Origin of the sequence: Streptomyces sp. NPDC001530 (assembly GCF_042894545.1) — a bacterium.
Classification (GTDB): Bacteria; Actinomycetota; Actinomycetes; order Streptomycetales; family Streptomycetaceae; genus Streptomyces.
On sequence record NZ_JBIAVS010000030.1, the window covers coordinates 1 to 17549 of the forward strand.

Here is a 17549-nt window from a genome sequence, read left to right on the forward strand (position 1 = left end):
ACAGCCGCGTCAGGTCGCCGACATCGTCAACATCGGCTCACTCGCCGGCCGCAACGCCTACGCCATGTCCGCCGTCTACAGCGCCACCAAGTTCGCGTCGGCGCCTTCAGCGAGGCCCTGCGCCAGGAACTCACGCGCCAGCACGTCCGCGTGTCCGTCATCGAGCCGGGCAGCGTCGACACCGAACTGCGCACGCACAACCCCGACGTCATCCAGCAGCACATCGTCGCCGCCCTCGGCGACATCGAGCGGCTGCAGAGCCAGGACATCGCCGACACCGTCGGCTACATCGTCACCCGCCCCCGGCACGTGGCCGTCGCCGAGCTGCTCGTACGCCCCACCGAGCAGGCCTGAACACCAACACCGGGGCCAACTCCGAGACAAGCAAGGAGTCATGATGGCGGCCGGCACCCCTGTCACAGCAGCCCACACCATCGTCCGTGTCTGCCTGTTGCTGGCCGCTGCCATCGCGCTCGGAGACGGCCTGCAGCAACTGGCGCAGGGAGGCCCAGCGGGCGCGGCGGACGCGGACAACGCGCACCGCTTCCTGGCAGGCGTCTACGTAGGCTGGGCTCCCCTGTTCGCCTGGGTGGCGGCAACGATCCGCTGGCAGGGAGTACTCGTCTACTTCCTGGCCGTCCCGATCTTCCTCGGTGGCGTCGGGCGGCTGGTCTCCTTCGCCCGGGACGGCATGCCCAGCCCGGCGGGAGTCTTCCTCGCCTCCGCCCTCCTGGAGTTCATCCTCCCGATCGTCATCGTCTGGGCGCAGTCCACCGCACTCAGATCCAGACGAGTGCCGGCCGCCGCCTGAGGTAGCGATCCCGGGCGGCAGACCGGCAGGAGGCACGGTGCGTCGAGTTGGGCCCGGCGTTGCTGGGTCGGGTCACCAGATTTTCGCCGCGGCCAGGAGATGCTCGCGGACGAGTGTCACGTGCGGGTTGGTGGAGCTGCCCGGGCGTTGGACGAGGTAGGCGGTGTTGATCGGCGGGTCCTCCGGCTGGTGCAGCAACCGGAGGGCGCCGGAGGTGAGTTCGCTTTGGCACAGATAGCTGGGCAGGACGCTCCAGCCGGCGCCGGCGGTGACGGCGGTGAGGACGCTGCGCAGGTCGGGAACGGTGATTGCGGCCTGGGCGTGCAGGCGGCGGCCGAAGACGTGGCGCCAGTAGCGGCGGGCGATGGGCAGGTCCTCGGCATAGGTGATCAGGGGGAGGCTCTCCAGCGCGGTGGGCAGCTCCTGCCCCTCGAGCCGTTCGCCCCATGCGGGGGCGGCGACCAGAACGAATTCCTCGTCGGCGAGGAGTTCGACGTGCAGCGTCCGGCCGCGGGGCCGCCGGGTGGCGACGACGAGGTCGTGACGTCCGGCCCGCAGTTCTTCGAGCAGCGGCTCGGCCAGCCCGATGGCCACCCGCAGCCGGACGCCTTGCGCGATCAGCGGGGCCAGAACCTTCAGGCCGGCCACGCTCATGAACTCCGCGGGTCCCGCCAGATGCACCGGTGCCACGGTGCTGCTCGGCTCCTCGCCGGTGATGACGGCCAACTGGTCGAGGGGGGCCGAGAGCCGGGTGGCGAGTTCGTCCGCGTGGGGCAGCGGGGTGACGCCTTGCGCCCGGCGTTCGAACAGCTCGCGGCCCAGGCGGTTCTCCAGTGCCCGGATCTGCGTGGTGACGGTGGACTGCGACAGGCTCAGCTGACGTGCAGCGGCGGTGAAGGAGCCCAGGCGGTGCACCGCGAGGAAGGTGCGCAGCAAGTTCAGGTCCAGCGCGCCGGACCCATGAGTGTCGTGATCGCTCACGTCCCCGAGCCTACGAGATACGCATGACAGCCACATGCCGCCCGTCCCCGGGACGAGTCATCGGGTCACCGATACCTGACATCGGTCTCTTCATTGGCGCGGATACTTCAGCAGCTTTAGTTTCAAGACCGAAGAGCACTGGGTTCTATAGACCACCAGCGTCGGTGTCGTTCTGCCATACCCGGCCCCGAGTGCGCAGTCGGCCGACAAAGGAGACGTGGGAAAAGTGAGACAGAAAAAGATTCTGGCGGTGGTGACCAATCAGGCCACCTACGGGGCGAGCAAGCATCGGACCGGCCTATGGCTGGGTGAACTCGTCCATTTTTACGACAAGGCGGTGAAGGACGGCCACACTGTGGATGTGGTGAGCCCGACGGGCGGCGAGGTGCCCCTCGACCCCCGAAGCCTCGGCCGGTTGTTCGCCGACCAGACGGTTCGCAGCTATCTCGCCGACCCCGCCTTCATGACCGCCTTGAAAGCCACCGCTTCTATTGCCGACGCAGATCCGGACGACTACTCCACGATCTTCTTCACGGGTGGTCATGGCACCATGTGGGACTTTCCCGACAACGCTGACTTGCAGCGAACAGCCCAGGCCATCTACGTCGGTGGCGGCATCGTCTCCTCGGTCTGCCACGGCGCCTGCGCCCTCATCAACCTCCATGACGCCGACGGGAACCCGCTCGTACAGAACCGCACTGTCACAGGCTTCGCGACAGTCGAGGAAAGACTGGCCGGTGTGAAGAGCAGGGTGCCGTTCCTCCTGGAGGACGAATTGCGCGCGAAGGGAGCCAAGTATGTGCGCTCCACTGTCCCGATGACGCCGCATGCCGTGCGTGACGGCCGCCTGATCACGGGCCAGAACCCGGTGTCCACCAAGGCCGTCAGCGACGTGATTCTCCGTGCCTTGGCCGAGACCGAGTAACCAGTACAGAAACCTGGGGCGCCCGCCTCTGCGGGGCGTCACTGGATAGACCCGGCTCTAGGAGACCGCACCATGTCGAAGATCCTTTTTGTGATGACCGGCGCCGACCACTGGACGCTGGCGGACGGCACCAAGCACCCGACCGGCTTCTGGGCCGAGGAGGCCGTCACCCCGTACCAGGCGTTCACGGCCGCCGGCCACGAGATCGTCGTCGCCACGCCGGGCGGTATCGTCCCGCCCCTGGACCAGGGCAGCCTGGCGCCGCAGTTCAACGGCGGCGAGGAGGGCGCGAAGAAGATAGCGGACGCTCTCGCCTCGATCAGCGAGATCCAGCACCCCGTCAGGCTGGAGGACGTCGACCTCGACGACTATGCCGCCGTCTTCTACCCCGGTGGCCACGGCCCGATGGAGGACCTGGCCGTCGACGCCACCTCAGGCAAGCTCCTCATCGACGCTCTTGCCTCGGGCACGCCGCTCGGCGTGGTCTGCCATGCCCCGGCCGCGCTGCTGGCCGCCACCAAGGCCGACGGCGGCAACGCCTTCGCCGGCTACCGGCTCACCGGCTTCAGCAACGCCGAGGAGACTCAGGCGGGTCTGGCGGCCAGCGCCAAGTGGCTGCTCCAGGACCGCCTGGTCGAGATCGGCGCGGACTACCAGGAGGGCGAGCCGTGGGCCCCGAACGTGGTCGTGGACCGCAACCTGGTCACCGGTCAGAACCCGGCCTCCGCCGGACCCGTTGCAGCCGAAATGCTCAACAAGGTGTCCTGACCAACGAATCCAGACTGGCGCCACGCAGGCCGCGGCTGCGCTGACCGCCGCCCGCCTGCCTGCGCATGCGCTCCCGTCCCCGTACGGAGGGCATCTGCGTAGAGGGCGTCACTCTGAACGGCGGCGTCGAGATGCCCATCCTCGGCTTTGGCGTCTGCCAGTTCCGCCGGAGCAGACAAAACAGGCCGTCGCCGCCGCGCTCGCCGCCGACCAGCGCTCGCTGGACACTGCGGCCGCCGGATGGGCAGCCAGCTCCCGAAGCCGCGCCGATCCGAAGCCCCCCACCGCTTGGACCGCCCTTGCGGCACACCACGTAGGCCGCGTCGACCTCGCGCCCCGCGCCCTCGCATCAGCATTTCGACGACGCCTGGCAGGCGCACCCACCGCCACCCATCAGGTGCGCGAGAAGGAGAGACATGAAAGCAATTTCGATCAAGGAACCCGGGGGCCCGGAGGTCCTGGAGTGGACCGAAGTCGAGGACCCGTCCCCGGCTGCGGGCGAGGTCATCGTCGAGGTGGTGGCCGGCGCGGTCAACCGAGCGGATGTCGCGCAGCGGATGGGGTGGTACCCGGTCCCGCCGGGAGCATCGCCCTACCCGGGACTGGAGGTCTCCGGCCGGATCAGCGCCATCGGCGAGGGCGTGACCCAGTGGCAACCGGGTGACGAAGTATGCGCGTTGCTTGCCGGGGGCGGGTACGCGCAGAAGGTCGCCGTCCCTGCCGGGCAGCTGCTCAGGGTGCCCAAGGGCATCAGCCTTGTCGAAGCGGCGGCCCTGCCCGAAGCCGCCGCCACGGTGTGGTCGAACGTCTTCATGACCGGTGTTCTGAAGGCGGGCGAAACCTTCCTCATGCACGGTGGAGCCGGCGGCATCGGCACGATGGCCATCCAGATAGCCAAGGCCCGCGGAGCCCGAGTCGTCACCACTGTCGGTGGCCCCGAGCAGGCCGCCAGGGTACGAGACCTCGGCGCCGACCTCGCGATCAACTACCGCACCGAGGACTTCGCCGAGCACGGCCCGTACGACGTGATCCTCGACGTCATCGGCGGCCACTACCTCCAGCGCAACGTCCACTCCCTGGCCCCGGAGGGGCGACTGGTCATCATCGGTCTGCAGAACGGCCTGGAGGGCGAACTCAACCTCGCCGAACTCCTCTTCAAGCGCGCGTCCGTACACGGGACCACTCTGCGTTCCCGCCCGACCGGGCAGAAGGCAGCCATCGTGGCCGAGGTCCAGGACCACGTGTGGCCACTGATCGAGAACGGATCCGTGCAGGTGGTCATCGACCGGACCCTGCCCATGACCGAGGCTGCCGAGGCGCACCGGATCCTCGACGCCCACCACATCGGCAAGATCGTCCTGGTCAACCCCGACACCGCGTAACGCCGACGCGCCGTCGCTCACGAAGCTGACGGCAGGGTTGTGGTGCGCGTCGGAAGCGGCCCGAGAAGCACAGGCGCGCCCGGCCCGAAGACGCCGGCGAGCAGGTTGGCCGGCAGCAGTACGCCGACGTCGTGCGTGGCGACTTGGATTCCGGGGCCGACGACCACGGCGATCAGCAACCCGGTCATGTCTTTGGGCGCTGAACGCCGCGATGGCGAACTTGCCCCGGTTCCGGCCGCATTGGCACATCACCATCGTGACCCCAAGTGGCGTCGCGCTCGCCCTTGATCGCCTCAGCCTCAGCCTCGGCCTCGCCGGGGGTTATGGGCGGGGTCTGCGGGCGTGGAGGACGAAGGCCGGGGGTGTGTTGCGCCATATGGTGCGGCTGGGGACGACTTCCTCGAAGCGGTCGGCCAGCAGCTCGCGGAACCGACGGGCGGGGGTGAGGGGAACGGCGTGGAGGTAGGTGAACGCGGTGAAGGCACCCGCCGGGGCGAGCACCGCGGCTGCCGCCTCCATGAGCCGGTGTTGGATGGCGGAGGGAAAGAGTGCCCAGGGCAGGCCGCTGACCACCACGTCGGCCCTCTCGATGCCGCGCTCATCCAGCAGTTGGCGCAGGTGTACGGCGTCGCGCTGGATCACCTCCGCCCCCGGGTGGCGGTGGCGCAGGCGCTGGGCGAGGAGTGGATCGATCTCGACGGCCAGGTGACGGCCGCGCCCGCCGAGCCGGCGCTGGATCTCGGCGGTGAACGGTCCAGTGCCGGCACCCAGTTCCACCACAACGGGCTCGCCACGTTCGGGCACCGGGGCGCAGACCGCCTCGGCCAGGTGCCGCGAGCTGGGCGCGATGGCCCCCATGCGGGCCGGTGAGCGCACCCACTGCCGCAGGAACAGGGTGTAGTCGTTCGGCTCCTGCGAAGGCTTGCAGAGACGGCAGTGCCGGGCTGTGCGGTGCGCGGTGCTGGTGGTCATGTGGATGCCTTTGTCGGGGAGTGCGGAGGGTCGATCATGTCGGCGTGAACGGGCAAGGTGCGGTGAGGTCCCGTTGGTGGGTGCAGTGGGCGGAAGGATTGGAAGGGCGACGTCGGCCGTGGAAAGCGCGGCACCTTCTACCGGCACTTCGCCTCCAAGGACGACCTGGTCGTGGCCTATCTGCTGACCAAGGACGCCTACTACAGGGAGGTGGCCGAACCGCTGGCCGCCGCGTACCCGCCCGCGGAGGCGATCGACCTGATCTTCGAGGCGATCGCCGAGCACGCCCGCGAGCGCGGCTTTCGCGGATCGCCGTTCCTGAACGCGGCCGCCGAGTACCCGGACGCCGACCACCCGGTCCGCTGCCTGGTGACGTCCCACCGGGACTGGATCCGCACCCTCTTCCAGGATCTGCTCACCAGGATCGGCCACACCGATACTGATCCGATCGGGAGGCTGACCCCATCGAAGGCGCCCAAGGAGGGTCACCAGGGCGTCGCGCACCGGTTCGGGATGGGCCGGCTGGGCCATGACGCGCGGTGTCAGGGCCGGCGCGGGGCTGGGCGGCGGGGGCCGCCCAGCCCCTGGAACGGATTGGTTTCATGGAGCTTTTTCATCCCTGCTCGACGTGCAACGGGAACCGTGGCGGTCCTCCCGCCTGGAGAAGGACCCAGCCGGACAGCCCCAGAGGCCGTCCGACAGAAAGACCGGTCGTTCTACCATCCCGACGGTAGCTCCCCCGGCGCCCTCGCGCCACTCGTCAACCCGATTGAGAGGTCCCTCACCGTCCACCGCTGACACAGAAGACCCACTGGCGCCGCAAGAGCCCGAAGAACAGCGAGGTGCTGCCGCTGCTCTACGTGCATGACGCGCCCTCCGGCAGCTTCGTGCCCGCGTTGGAGCAGGTTCTTGACGGTTCGGCCGGGCTGTCACCGGCCACGATCACCCGCCTGTCAGCCAGCAGCGGCAGGCCGACCATGCTGCGCTCTTGACCGCGACCTCGCTTGACCGCGACCTCGCGGAGGTCGACTACGTGCGTGGGTCGACGGCATCCACCTCAACGTCCGCCTGGAAGGGGCCAAAGCCTGCGTACTCGTCCTTGTCGGCGTACGCGCGCGGACGGCACCAAGGAGCTGGTCGCGCTCAGGGACCGCTACCGCGAATCGGGCGAGCCCTGGGCAGACCTGCGGCGCGACTGTGCCCGCCCGGACATGCGGGCTCCGGTCCTGGCAGTCGGCGATGAGGCTCTCGGCTTCAAGGCATCCACAACGCCGAGGACCGCGACATTGCGCTCCAAGCGATCAAGACGTTCGCCTGGCTCTACAGCGCGAAGTTCCGCAATGCGGAGAAGAAGATCACCGGCCTCGAGGCCGAGCTGCCGGAACTCTACGACTTCACCGCCGAACAACGATCCGCCTGCGGACGGCCAACCCCATCGAGTCCGCCTTCACCACCGCCCGCCTGCGAATGAAGGGCACCCGCGGGGCCCTGGTCGGCGCGCCAGTCACCGCTCAATTGTTCGACAGGCAGCACCTGCGCACATCAGCGCGGGAAGACGACCGTCAGCAGGCGGAAGAGTTCGGTGCGCTCCTCGTCGGACAGGTTGTCCAGACCGGTCTGCGTCCGTTCCATCCGCTCGCGGATGGTGTCGATCGCCTTCTCGCCCGTCTCGGTGAGGGCGACGTTCTTCACGCGGCGGTCGGTGGTGCTGACTTCGCGGCGGACCAGGTCGCGCTTTTCGAGTCGGTCGATGATCCCGGTCATGTTCGAGGCGTCGCAGGCGAGGGTGGTCGCGAGCGAGCGCATCGAGGCGGGCGCGCGTCGCAGCACCGTGAGGGTCTTTGCCTGGCTGGAAGTGAGGCCCATGTCGGCGGCGGATGCGGCGAAGTCGGCGTAGTGCGTGCTGACCGAGTGGGCGAGCAGCTCCATGAGCTGCGCCTTGGAGGGGATGGGTGGCATGCGTCGAGGGTACCGCGGAAAGCTTGAGTATCCCAACCTTTGACATCCACCAGCTCTATATTGTTTGATGTCCTCAAGCATCGAGCACCTCAATGGTCGGACTCCTCGACCATCGATGCGTCCATCCTTCGGGCACCCTTCCACCGGAAAGAAGACCGTGAAGTCCTCCCTTGCCACCGCGCCGGACCGCCGCACCGGCAGCCTCAGCCTCGTCCTGGTACTGGGCCTCGCCGCCATGGTCGTGTCGATGATGCAGACCCTGGTCATCCCGATCCTCGGCATCATCCAGAACGACCTCGGCGCCACCACGGCCCAGGTCAGCTGGGTCACCACCGCCACGCTGCTGTCGGCCGCGGTCTTCACACCGCTCCTGGGCCGCCTCGGCGACCAGCGCGGCACGAAGCCGACGCTGCTCGGCGTGCTGGTGGTGATGGTCGCCGGATCCGTGCTCGCCGCGACCACGAGTTCCATGCTGTGGCTCATCGTGGCCCGCGTGATGCAGGGCGCCGCCACCGCGATCTTCCCGCTCGCGCTGTCCGTGCTGCGCCAAGAGGTCGCACCGGCGCGGCTGCCTGGCGCCATGGCCCTGGTCAGCGGGACGCTCGGGTTCGGCAGCGGCCTCGCCCTGGTGAGCGCCGGGCTCCTGAGCCAGGGTGCCAACCCCGACTACCATCTGGTCTTCTGGCTGGCCGCCGCACTCGCCACCGTCGCCCTCATCGCGGTTGCGGTCGCCGTCCCCGAGCCCCGCACCCGGACGGGCGGGCGCACCGACTGGCTCGGCGCCGCCGGCCTCGCCCTGCTGCTCGTGCTGCTCCTGCTGCCCATCTCGCAGGGCCACACCTGGGGCTGGACCTCACCCCGCACGCTCGCCCTCTTCGCTGGCGCCGCCGTCACGACCGTCCTGTGGGTCCTCGTCGAACGCACGGTCCGCGACCCCCTGGTCGACATGAAGATGTTCGTCCACCGCCCGGTGCTGTTCACCAACATCGCCGGACTGCTCGTCGGATTCGCCATGTTCGCGCAGTTCATCGGCGTCTCCTACCTCGTCCAGACGCCCGCCGAGATCGCCGGCTACGGCTTCGGCGCCTCCGTCCTGCGCGCCTCCGTCCTCTACCTGCTGCCCTCCGCCCTCGTCTCGCTCCTCGCCGCCCAGTTCGGAGGCATGCTGGTACGCCGCATCGGCGCGCGTCTCACCCTGGCCGCCGGTGCCCTCTTCGGCGTCGTCGGTTTCGCCTGGCTGACCCTCGCCCACGACACCACCGCGTCGGTGATCCTGGCCGGCATGGTCGTCGGCGTTGCCATCAGCTTCGGCTACGCCGCGATGCCCGCCCTGATCGTGGCCGGCGTCCCCCACCACCAGACCGGCATCGCCAACGGCATCAACTCCATCTCCCGCTCCACCGGCAGCGCGATCGGCAGCGCGGTCATCACCTCGCTGCTCGCCTCCAACACGCTCGACAACCTGCCCGCCGGGGTCCCCGCACTGCCCGCCGAAAGCCAGTACACCCTCAGCTTCGCCCTCGCCGGCATGGCGTTCGTGCTGGTCATCGGCGTGGCCATGGTCGGCCTGGCGATCCGCCGTACGTCCGCATCGCCCGCCACCGGCACGCCCATCCCGGCGGACGACGGCGAAACCACGCCCGCCCGCACGGCCGTCACGGTCTGAGCGCGCCATCTGCATGGCCACGACTTTCCTCCCCCATCCCCCGGATGCCGACCGGCTTTCCCTCCTATCCGGCTTTCCCTCCATAGCGAACAGGACACGACTGTGACGGACACCAAGGCAGCCTTCACCCTCGACGACACCTTCACCGCCGCCGAAGCCACCGCGCTGGTGGACCGGCTGCGCGCTGCCTTCCGCACCGGCCGCACCAAGCCTCTGGCCTGGCGCCGGAAGCAGCTGACTCGCCTGCGCGACCTGCTCACCGACAACCGCGCGGCGATAGCCGACGCCCTCTACGCCGACCTGCGCAAGAACCGCGCCGAGGCCGACGCCATGGAGATCGACACCACGATCGTCGAGATCGACGACTACCTGGAGCACCTGGAGGAGTGGACCGCCCCGCAGCCCGCCCCCGTGACGGTGCCCGGAGTCCCCGGCAGCACCGCCCGCACCGAGTTCGACCCTCTGGGTGTCGCCCTGGTCATCTCGGCGTGGAACTACCCGATCAATCTGCTGCTTGTGCCCGTCGCGGGCGCGCTCGCCGCCGGGAACGCGGTCGTCATCAAGCCCGCCAATTACGCCGCCCGCACCTCGGCACTGCTGGCCGAGCTGCTGCCCGCGTATCTCGACACCGACGCGACCGCGGTCGTCGAGGGCGGCGCGCCGGAGACCACCGTGCTGCTGGAGCAGCACTTCGACCACATCTTCTACACCGGCAACGGCACGGTCGGCCGCATCGTGATGACCGCCGCCGCGAAGAACCTCACCCCTGTCGTCCTCGAACTCGGCGGCAAGTCACCGGTGTTCGTAGACCGGGACGCCGACATCGCCACGGTCGCGCAGCGCCTGGCGCAGACGAAGTTCGCCAACGCCGGACAGACCTGCGTCGCCCCCGACTACGTCCTGACCGACCCGGACACCGCGACCGAACTCCAGGCCGCCCTGGTCGTCGCGATCAAGGGACTGTTCGGTGAGGACCCGCAGACGTCCGACGCCTACGGACGGATCATCAACGAGCGGCACTTCGACCGGCTGTCCGCGCTGCTGGGCTCCGGCCGTACGGTCACCGGCGGGCAGACCGACCGCGCGGACACCTACATCGCCCCGACCGTGCTGGCCGATGTCCGGCCCGACGAGCACGTGATGCAGGAGGAGATCTTCGGCCCCATCCTGCCGATCCTGACCGTGGCGGACCTGGACGAGGCGATCGCGTTCATCACCCAGCGCGACAAGCCGCTCGCCCTGTACGCCTTCACCGAGAACGACACCACCAAGCGCCGCCTCACCGCCGAGACCTCCTCGGGCGGCCTCAACTTCGGCCTGCCGATGCACCACCTCGCCGTGCCGACGCTCCCCTTCGGCGGTGTCGGCGAGAGCGGCATGGGCAGCTACCACGGCCGCTACTCCATCGAGACGTTCAGCCACCGCAAGGCCGTCCTCGACGTCCCGCTGAGCTGAACCACCCCGGCCGTCGGCGGCGGTACGCAATCCCACCCCGCAACCTCACGCTCGCCGCCGTCCCGCCCCCCTCCTCGGAAGAAGGCATCCCCATGCGCGAATTGACATCGCAGTACGCCGCTCAAGTGGCCAACGACCTCGAACGCAATGGCAAGGAACAGAAACGCATCATGGACGACACGCTGCTGGAGCAGCTCGGCGCCGGCAAGTACATGCTCGTCACCAGCTACCGCAAGAACGGCACCCCGGTCGCCACCCCGGTGTGGGTGGTGCGCGACGGCGACACGCTGGGCGTACGGACACCCGCCGACTCCTGGAAGGTCAAGCGGATCCGGGCCCGCGGCGACATCCTCGTAGGCCCCTGCGACCTGCGCGGCAACCCGACGGGCGACCAGGTCCCGGCCACCGCCGAGATCGCCGACGCGGCGACCGGCGCCCGCTACCGCACCCTCATCGCCCGCAAGTACGGCATCCTCGGCCGCCTCATGATCCTCGACAGCTGGCTGCGGGGAGCGGACCGGACGCTGGGCATCCGCGTGCGGCTTACTCCGTGACGAGTTGACGCACCGTCAGGTCCCGTATCAGGGGCCGCCTGTCGGATGGCCTTGGTGAATGCCATCAGACGGTCACGGCACACAAGAGTGAGCGATCAAGGGGGTCGGATCATGGAGACAGCGCAGAGTCAGCAGCAGGCGGCACCCGGCACCCGCACCGCCTTCGCCCGCTTCGTACTCTTCGGCGGCGGCGTGGGGCTCGCCTCCAGCTTCGCCGTGGCGGCCCTCGCCTCCTGGATCTACTGGGGCCTGGCCAACGCTCTGATCACCGCGGTTTCCACGCTCCTCGCCACCGAGTTGCATGCCCGCTTCACCTTCGGCGCAGGCGGGCGCGCGACCTGGCGCCAGCATGCGCAGTCGGCCGGGTCCGCGACGGCCGCGTATGCGATGACCTCCGTGGCGATGCTTGTCCTGCAGCAACTGGTGGCGGCACCCGGTGTGGTACTCGAGCAGGTCGTCTACCTGTCCGCCTCCGCACTCGCCGGTGTCGCGCGGTTCGCGGTGCTGCGCCTCGTTGTCTTCGCGCGGAGCCGCTCGCAGGTCGCGGCCACCGTCCGCACCGTCCGTCCCGTGCACGCGACAGCGGCCCGCGCCGCGGCACCCGCCGGCCCAGTGGTGCTGTGCCGCGCCGCCTGACCGTTCCGCCGGGCGGCCCGCCGCGCGGGACGGGCAGCCTCGCCGTGGACCGGCGTCCGCATCACGCCCCAGCGGCGGGGCCAGTTCCCCGCTGAAGTGAGGCCGGTTTCGGCGAGACAGCCATCGACGAGGTTACTGCGGTACTGGATCTCGCGGAGACCCTGCCGAAGGGCGCGCATGAGATGGTCAGGGTCGGTGAAGGCGGTGTTGGCCTGGCTGCTGCGTCGCAGCAGTGACCAGACGCCCTCGACGGGGTTGAGGTCGGGTGCACAGGCCGGCAGGAAGTAGCACGTGATCCAGTCGTGAGTGTCGATGAACTCCCGTAGCCGGCGGGCTCTGATCGTGCCTCCTGTTACGGTTCCGCGAACGCCAGAACTGCGTCTCGCGGTGCTGAAGTAGCGGATGGTGCTTGCGTCAACCCGCACAGCCGAGGTGCCGCAGGCGAGTGCCGCGATGAGACGGTGGTCCGTTGTCAGCAGGAGTGACCGAGTCCCGACTCTGGCTCCGCACATGACCCGCCGGACAGGCCCCCTAGAGCATGCTGAGTGCCTGCATCGCATCGCGTTCGATGCGCGAGAGCTCGTGGAGGATGGAGCCGGCCTGCATGAGGTTCTTCGCGTCGCCGGATTCGCCTGCTGTCGCGACGAGTGCGGCCACCTGTGTCCAGAGGGTGGCGGCCTCGGTATACAGGCTGTGGCCAGTGCGCAGGTGGCTGCTGTCGATCCGCTGCGCACACTCGGCGAGGAAGTCCCGGTAGAGATTGCGGAACAGGGCACCGCCGGTGCCGGCCCTCTCCATGAGGACGGCGGCCCGTGCCAGGTCCTCCCGCGGATTGTCGCTGCGCTGCAGCCACTTCGGCACTTGCTTGGCGGTCTTCTCGATGCCCCGGTGGCCCAGATTCACGATGGGCGGGTTCAGGAAGGCGTTGGCGCAGGTCTTGATCGCGGGGATGATCCGGTCCTGCGGTGACGTCAGGCTGCTGGGCGCTGTGATGGTGAAGGAGCGGTGCTTGGCGGTCATGGGGCCGCGCTCGGCCCTGGCCCTGGCCAGGCCGGCGAGGCTGGTCGAGACGGCTCCGCCCTGCGGGTCGGTGTCCACCAGGTAGGCGTCCTGTTCGTCGTAGCCGTACATGGCCACGACGTGCCCGCCGAAGTGCACGTTGGTGCTGAAGTAGTCCAGGTGGTAGCTGTCGAGCTGAAGGCCGACCGGCCGACCGGCGTCGATGGGTGCCGCCACGTTATGCCATGCCTTGCGCGGGGAGGTGGTCTCCCCGACCAGCAGCTCAAGCCCGAGTACGGCGGCCAGGTTCCTGGTGAGCTCGAACGGCTTGACCCGGCCTCCCAGGAAGGGAAAGCCCATGCCTTTGCTGTCCCAGTAGATGAAGGACAGCCCGGAGCCAAGCCCGAACAGCATGGGCTCGGACAAGTCGAGTCCCTCATGCCGCAGCAGCACGCCCAGCGCCGTCGTCTCGCAGTGCTGCATACCGCGGACATCGATGTCCTTCACCATGGTCATGCCGCTCATTCTCCTCCCTCACCAGACGACAACGTCGCAGATGGGCGTGCCAGACCATCACGTCCCAAGGACCGTCCAGGCGTGCTGCCGTACCGTGTCCAGTGGACCTGGCCACCGTTCCTGCCCTGTTGCGGCATTCTCGGCCAGCGACGTCACCGCACTGACCAGCGCGGTCACCACCGCAGAAGCCACCAACCCTGGCCGGCGACTGCCCCTCACACGCCCCCCACCCCGCGCACTGGCCCGCGAGGCTACCCCCCGTACTCGGACCAACTGGTCTCGAACGCCGCGATCCGCCAGTCCCCGTGTTGCGTCAGTAGTACCGACTACGAGGAACATGCGCCCGGTTGGGGCGCGCTGCGTGGACGCCGTGAAGTTCCAGCAGAAGACCCCAGGGCACGTACGGGCCAGCACAGCGGAGGAATACCACGCACTTTGAATACGCGCCTGGTACCAGCTGCTCGTGAGGACCTCACCCCCGACCAGCTGCCGCTCTTTGGCACCTGACCATCGGCCCGCCGCAGTTCCGGTACAGGATCGGCCCTGCGGATGCCGAAGTCAGCCCCGCAGCGCCGAGGCGAAGATCTTCGGCAGTGCCGACCAGCGGGGCGCCGCGGCGAAGTCGGTGAGCAGTCGTCCCGTGGTGGCGGCGGTGCGGTTGGTGACGAACCACGGAGGCCTCGGGGCGAGGGACGGCTCGCCGTGCAGCAGCGACCGGGGTGCCGGGCGGAACGGGCCGCGTACGACAGTGCGTTCGGGCCCGTCGAGCAGGACGGCGTTGTGTACGACGCCGATGCCGCTCTGGACGTCGTCGATCGTGTGCCCCGGGAAGGCGCCCCAGCTCGCGGTCGCGGTGAGGTAGCCGAGGCCGGTCCATGCGTTCAACGTGACGGTGCCGTAGCGCAGTTCGGCGATTGCGAGGTCCAGGGCCGGGCCGAGTTGTTTGATCGTTCGGGGATGGGCGATGACGTTCACACCGAGGGTTCCGGCGAACTGGTCGTTGGCGGTGTGCACGGCCGTGTCCAGGAAGTCCTGTGCTTCACCGGGGAGTTCCAGGACGGCGAGGACCGGTGCGAAGTACTCGGTCGTCAGCGCCGGGCCGGGCTCGTGCGGATCGAGGCCCTCGATGAGGACCCGGTCGCCCAGCCGCCGGGCGTTCGGGTACGCGCCCAGCGCCTGCAACACCCGGTCGTCGCTGCCGGGGTAGTAGGCAGTGCGAAGAGGAGCCTTCGCCAGCACAGTGCGCAAGTGGTGCAGGAACCGCTCTTTCTGCGGCCAGTCGGAGCCGATCACGACGACCTGTCCGGCCACGCAGTTGTAGCCGCCGTTGTGCAGCCGTTGCGTGGCCACGTGCTCGGCCTGGAACCGCAGGTCGGCCTCCGACCACGGGCCCGGCACAACGATGGTGGGCGACACCCCGCCCAGTTCGCTGGTGATCTCCTTGGCCAGGAGCGGCTTGCCCTCCCGCTTGCGGGCCGCGCCCTCCGCGCCGGTGCCGAAGACGATCGCGTCATGGGTCAGCGCGCTGCCGGTGATGTGCACGTGCCGGACCTCGGGGTGGTGCACGAGATATGTGCCGGCGTCGGCGCCGCCGGTCACGATGCGCACGGCACCCAGCTCGACGAGCGGCTCCAGTACCTTGCCGAAGACGTCGTACAGGCCGTCCATGACCGGGTTGAGCTTCAGGACGACGACTCGGTTGTGGGCGTACAGCTCGTACAGCACGTCGAGCACGGGAATCGAGGTGATGTTGCCGGCGCCGAGCACGACGCCAACCCCTGTGGTCCGCTCCGGCCGGCGCAGTGCGAGCCCCGCCTGCCGGCGGACCGTGTCGACGCTCACGCCCGGCGGCATCCACACTTCCGCGCCGAACCCGCTCAGCAGCAGCCGGTCGTAGACGCTGTGCGGAAGGATCCGAACGGCGACCCGGCCGCCCGGGGCGCTGCCGAGGGTGAAGTCGTCGACCGGGCTCCGCCCCTCTTCAAGGGCACGGATGCTCGACGCGAGCGCCGCCGTCCCGGTGAGCACGGGATAGGGCCCCGAGGTCCATTCCTCGCCGAGGAGCGGGCTGTCCAGCGGCAGCTTCTTGTACGCCGCCGCGGCGCGCACCCACGCCTCGGCCCAGGTCGCGGTGGCAGCGTGCACGCGCTCCAACAGCTCTCTGCGTTCGGCCAGACTGCACGCCGCCCAGGCGGACTCACCCCGGATGAGGTCGTCGAGGATCCGGTCGAGGCCTTCGGCCCTGTCGGGGGCCAATACCGGTGCCGTCATCGGGCATTCTCCTTGATCAGGTCGGCCGCCTTCTCCGCGGCCATGACGGTCGGGGCATTGGTGTTGCCGCGGGGTACCGACGGGAACACCGAGGCGTCGACGACCCGGAGGCCCTCCACGCCGAGCACACGCAGCGCGGGGTCGACGACGGAGCCGATCGCGCACGTCGACGTCGGATGGAACAGCGTCATGCCCGTCTTGCGCGCCCAGGCGAGCAGGTCCGCGTCGCCGGCGTCCGCGTCCGGGGCGTCGTACGGTGCGGTGATCGCGTCGGCGAGAGGCGCCTGCCGAGCGATGTCCAGGGCGATCCGCACCCCCGCGACGAGGCACTCCTGATCCTCCGGCGTGGTCAGATAGTTGTGCACGATGCGCGGGGCGGCGTCGGGCCGTGGTGAACGCAATGTCACACGGCCCCGGCTCGTCGGTGCCAGCACACAGGGACCGAGGGCGAGTCCGTGCTCGTCGACCGGGCCGAGGCCTTCCCCGTGGAACAGCACCGGTGCCATGTGGAACTGCACGTCCGGTGCGTCCAGTCCGACGCGGCTGCAGAAGAACCCGCCCGCTTCGCCGATGTTGGAGGTCAGCGGCCCGCGCCCCTCGCGCTGCAGCAGGGCCGCGTTGTCGGGGCTCGCGGCGGTCAGCAGGGACTCGATGTGGGTGCGGTAGTTCAGCAGGGCCATGCAGTGGTCCTGCAGCCCCTCCCCGACGGGAAGTTCGGTCAGCACATCGATGCCGAGGGCGGACAGTGCGGCGGCCGGCCCGATCCCGGACAGCATGAGCAGCTTCGGCGACTCGTACGCCCCGGCGGACAGGAGGACCTCCCTCTCGGCGCGGATCACCTCGACCACTCCCCCACGCTCTACCTCGACCGCCCGCGCCCGCCCCTGTTCGATCACCACCCGCCGGGCCGAAGTCGAGGGCAGCACGGTCAGGTTGGCGCGTTCTCGCACCGGGTGCAGATAGGCGACGGCCGTGCTGCACCGCATCCCGTCGCGCTGTGTCAGCTGGTAGGGCCCCACGCCCAGCTGCGTGTCGCCATTGAAGTCGTCGTTGCGCTTGTACCCGGCCCTGACAGCGGCCTCGACGAACGCGGCGGCGAGCGGATGGCGGGACCGGCCGTTGCTGACGGCCAACGGGCCGCCCACGCTGTGGAAGGCGTCCGCGCCGCGCTCGTTGTCCTCGGCACGCAGGAAGTACGGCAGCACGTCCGCGTACGACCAGCCGGTGGCCCCGGCGGCGGCCCAGGCGTCGTAGTCAGCCCGGTTGCCGCGGATGTAGATCATCGCGTTCATCGAGCTGCAGCCGCCGAGCACCCGACCGCGGGGCAGATAGGCGCGGCGGCCCACGAGCCCCGGTTCGGGTTCGGTGTCCAGGTCCCAGTCGAGGCCGCTCTTGAACAGCGAGCTGAACGCAGCCGGGACGTGGATCTCCTCGGCGTCGTCCGGTCCGCCCGCCTCGAGCAGCGCCACGCGCACGTCCGGGTCCTCGGTGAGCCGCGCCGCCAGCACACAGCCCGCCGATCCGGCCCCGACGACGACATAGTCGTAGGTGTTCATGCGACCCCCTTCGATCGACCACGGCTTGTGCACACGCCCCATGCCCGAGGCCATGGTGAAGCACGCTGACGGCGATTCCATCGCCCGTTGCGGGATTC

General features: G+C 69.3%; 17 protein-coding genes and 2 pseudogenes. 11 read left to right on the forward strand and 8 right to left on the reverse strand.

Translation table 11 applies throughout. The annotated features are described in order from the left end of the window. Positions 1–150 precede the first annotated feature (150 nt). Both ACFY0T_RS42920 and ACFY0T_RS42925 read left to right on the forward strand, forming a co-directional pair. Entirely contained in the window at positions 151–354 is a 204-nt protein-coding gene (locus tag ACFY0T_RS42920) for a hypothetical protein (protein ID WP_328513917.1), read from the forward strand. 40 nt (positions 355–394) lie between these two features. Next, positions 395–811 (forward strand): DUF4345 domain-containing protein, encoded by a 417-nt coding sequence (locus ACFY0T_RS42925; protein ID WP_388883821.1) that lies wholly within the window; start codon positions 395–397, stop codon positions 809–811. A 72-nt stretch (positions 812–883) separates the two neighbouring features. Here the strand turns inward: ACFY0T_RS42925 and ACFY0T_RS42930 are convergent, their stop codons facing one another. Next, positions 884–1792 (reverse strand): LysR family transcriptional regulator, encoded by a 909-nt coding sequence (locus tag ACFY0T_RS42930; protein ID WP_388883823.1) that lies wholly within the window; start codon positions 1790–1792, stop codon positions 884–886. Positions 1793–2018: 226 nt separating this feature from the next. On the opposite strand from ACFY0T_RS42930, the gene ACFY0T_RS42935 reads away from it, so the two are divergent. The 3 genes from ACFY0T_RS42935 to ACFY0T_RS42945 all read left to right on the forward strand — a co-directional run bounded on the left by ACFY0T_RS42935 (position 2019) and on the right by ACFY0T_RS42945 (position 4867). Then, positions 2019–2717 (forward strand): type 1 glutamine amidotransferase domain-containing protein, encoded by a 699-nt coding sequence (locus tag ACFY0T_RS42935; RefSeq protein WP_388883825.1) that lies wholly within the window; start codon positions 2019–2021, stop codon positions 2715–2717. A 72-nt stretch (positions 2718–2789) separates the two neighbouring features. Then, positions 2790–3485: a type 1 glutamine amidotransferase domain-containing protein gene (locus ACFY0T_RS42940; RefSeq protein ID WP_388883827.1), complete on the forward strand. Its 696-nt coding sequence runs from the start codon at positions 2790–2792 to the stop codon at positions 3483–3485. 416 nt (positions 3486–3901) lie between these two features. Then, positions 3902–4867, forward strand: a complete 966-nt coding sequence (locus ACFY0T_RS42945; protein WP_388883829.1) for an NAD(P)H-quinone oxidoreductase — start codon at positions 3902–3904, stop codon at positions 4865–4867. A gap of 17 nt (positions 4868–4884) precedes the next feature. On the opposite strand, the gene ACFY0T_RS42950 is transcribed toward ACFY0T_RS42945, so the two are convergent. Then, positions 4885–5055 carry a hypothetical protein gene (locus ACFY0T_RS42950; protein WP_388883831.1) on the reverse strand — a complete coding sequence of 57 codons (171 nt, stop codon included), beginning with the start codon at positions 5053–5055 and terminating at the stop codon, positions 4885–4887. 133 nt (positions 5056–5188) lie between these two features. Then, a complete protein-coding gene (locus tag ACFY0T_RS42955; RefSeq protein WP_388883833.1) occupies positions 5189–5839 on the reverse strand; it encodes a class I SAM-dependent methyltransferase in 651 nt (216 codons plus the stop codon). Positions 5840–6010: 171 nt separating this feature from the next. On the opposite strand from ACFY0T_RS42955, the gene ACFY0T_RS42960 reads away from it, so the two are divergent. Both ACFY0T_RS42960 and ACFY0T_RS42965 read left to right on the forward strand, forming a co-directional pair. Further along, positions 6011–6637, forward strand: coding sequence for a hypothetical protein (locus ACFY0T_RS42960; protein WP_388883835.1), 627 nt, complete (start codon positions 6011–6013; stop codon positions 6635–6637). A 14-nt stretch (positions 6638–6651) separates the two neighbouring features. After that, a pseudogene (locus ACFY0T_RS42965) lies at positions 6652–7324 on the forward strand (transposase); the annotation flags it as partial. Between the two features lie 57 nt (positions 7325–7381). Here ACFY0T_RS42965 and ACFY0T_RS42970 read toward each other — a convergent pair. Beyond that, positions 7382–7798, reverse strand: a complete 417-nt coding sequence (locus ACFY0T_RS42970) for a MarR family winged helix-turn-helix transcriptional regulator (RefSeq protein WP_388883837.1) — start codon at positions 7796–7798, stop codon at positions 7382–7384. A gap of 115 nt (positions 7799–7913) precedes the next feature. Here ACFY0T_RS42970 and ACFY0T_RS42975 point away from each other — a divergent pair, with 115 nt between their 5' ends. From ACFY0T_RS42975 to ACFY0T_RS42990, 4 genes are all read left to right on the forward strand, one after another. Further along, entirely contained in the window at positions 7914–9464 is a 1551-nt protein-coding gene (locus tag ACFY0T_RS42975; protein WP_388883839.1) for an MFS transporter, read from the forward strand. Positions 9465–9566: 102 nt separating this feature from the next. Next, positions 9567–10919, forward strand: a complete 1353-nt coding sequence (locus ACFY0T_RS42980; protein ID WP_388883841.1) for an aldehyde dehydrogenase family protein — start codon at positions 9567–9569, stop codon at positions 10917–10919. A 170-nt stretch (positions 10920–11089) separates the two neighbouring features. Next, positions 11090–11473 (forward strand): PPOX class F420-dependent oxidoreductase, encoded by a 384-nt coding sequence (locus ACFY0T_RS42985; protein ID WP_388883988.1) that lies wholly within the window; start codon positions 11090–11092, stop codon positions 11471–11473. A 111-nt stretch (positions 11474–11584) separates the two neighbouring features. Then, entirely contained in the window at positions 11585–12109 is a 525-nt protein-coding gene (locus ACFY0T_RS42990) for a hypothetical protein (RefSeq protein ID WP_388883843.1), read from the forward strand. Positions 12110–12207: 98 nt separating this feature from the next. Here the strand turns inward: ACFY0T_RS42990 and ACFY0T_RS42995 are convergent. From ACFY0T_RS42995 to ACFY0T_RS43010, 4 genes and pseudogenes are all read right to left on the reverse strand, one after another. Next, a pseudogene (locus ACFY0T_RS42995) lies at positions 12208–12441 on the reverse strand (transposase); the annotation flags it as partial. A gap of 199 nt (positions 12442–12640) precedes the next feature. Then, positions 12641–13624, reverse strand: a complete 984-nt coding sequence (locus ACFY0T_RS43000) for a BtrH N-terminal domain-containing protein (protein WP_388883845.1) — start codon at positions 13622–13624, stop codon at positions 12641–12643. A 558-nt stretch (positions 13625–14182) separates the two neighbouring features. Continuing rightward, complete coding sequence (locus ACFY0T_RS43005) at positions 14183–15895, reverse strand: aldehyde dehydrogenase family protein (RefSeq protein ID WP_388883847.1); 1713 nt, start codon at positions 15893–15895, stop codon at positions 14183–14185. After that, on the reverse strand, positions 15892–17451 hold the full coding sequence (locus ACFY0T_RS43010; RefSeq protein WP_388883849.1) for a GMC family oxidoreductase: 1560 nt from the start codon (positions 17449–17451) through the stop codon (positions 15892–15894). The genes ACFY0T_RS43005 and ACFY0T_RS43010 overlap by 4 nt, the downstream gene beginning before the upstream one ends. Between the last annotated feature and the right edge of the window lie 98 nt (positions 17452–17549).

What these genes read in the sequence shown, in the direction of transcription:
- ACFY0T_RS42925 (WP_388883821.1), top strand. Translation starts at nt 395, where the DNA reads ATGATGGCGGCCGGCACCCCTGTCACAGCAGCCCACACCATCGTCCGT.
- ACFY0T_RS42940 (WP_388883827.1), top strand. Translation starts at nt 2,790, where the DNA reads ATGTCGAAGATCCTTTTTGTGATGACCGGCGCCGACCACTGGACGCTG.
- ACFY0T_RS42945 (WP_388883829.1), top strand. Translation starts at nt 3,902, where the DNA reads ATGAAAGCAATTTCGATCAAGGAACCCGGGGGCCCGGAGGTCCTGGAG.
- ACFY0T_RS42950 (WP_388883831.1), bottom strand. Translation starts at nt 5,055, where the DNA reads ATGACCGGGTTGCTGATCGCCGTGGTCGTCGGCCCCGGAATCCAAGTC.
- ACFY0T_RS42955 (WP_388883833.1), bottom strand. Translation starts at nt 5,839, where the DNA reads ATGACCACCAGCACCGCGCACCGCACAGCCCGGCACTGCCGTCTCTGC.
- ACFY0T_RS42970 (WP_388883837.1), bottom strand. Translation starts at nt 7,798, where the DNA reads ATGCCACCCATCCCCTCCAAGGCGCAGCTCATGGAGCTGCTCGCCCAC.
- ACFY0T_RS42975 (WP_388883839.1), top strand. Translation starts at nt 7,914, where the DNA reads ATGCGTCCATCCTTCGGGCACCCTTCCACCGGAAAGAAGACCGTGAAG.
- ACFY0T_RS42985 (WP_388883988.1), top strand. Translation starts at nt 11,090, where the DNA reads ATGGACGACACGCTGCTGGAGCAGCTCGGCGCCGGCAAGTACATGCTC.
- ACFY0T_RS42990 (WP_388883843.1), top strand. Translation starts at nt 11,585, where the DNA reads ATGGAGACAGCGCAGAGTCAGCAGCAGGCGGCACCCGGCACCCGCACC.
- ACFY0T_RS43000 (WP_388883845.1), bottom strand. Translation starts at nt 13,624, where the DNA reads ATGACCATGGTGAAGGACATCGATGTCCGCGGTATGCAGCACTGCGAG.
- ACFY0T_RS43005 (WP_388883847.1), bottom strand. Translation starts at nt 15,895, where the DNA reads ATGACGGCACCGGTATTGGCCCCCGACAGGGCCGAAGGCCTCGACCGG.
- ACFY0T_RS43010 (WP_388883849.1), bottom strand. Translation starts at nt 17,451, where the DNA reads ATGAACACCTACGACTATGTCGTCGTCGGGGCCGGATCGGCGGGCTGT.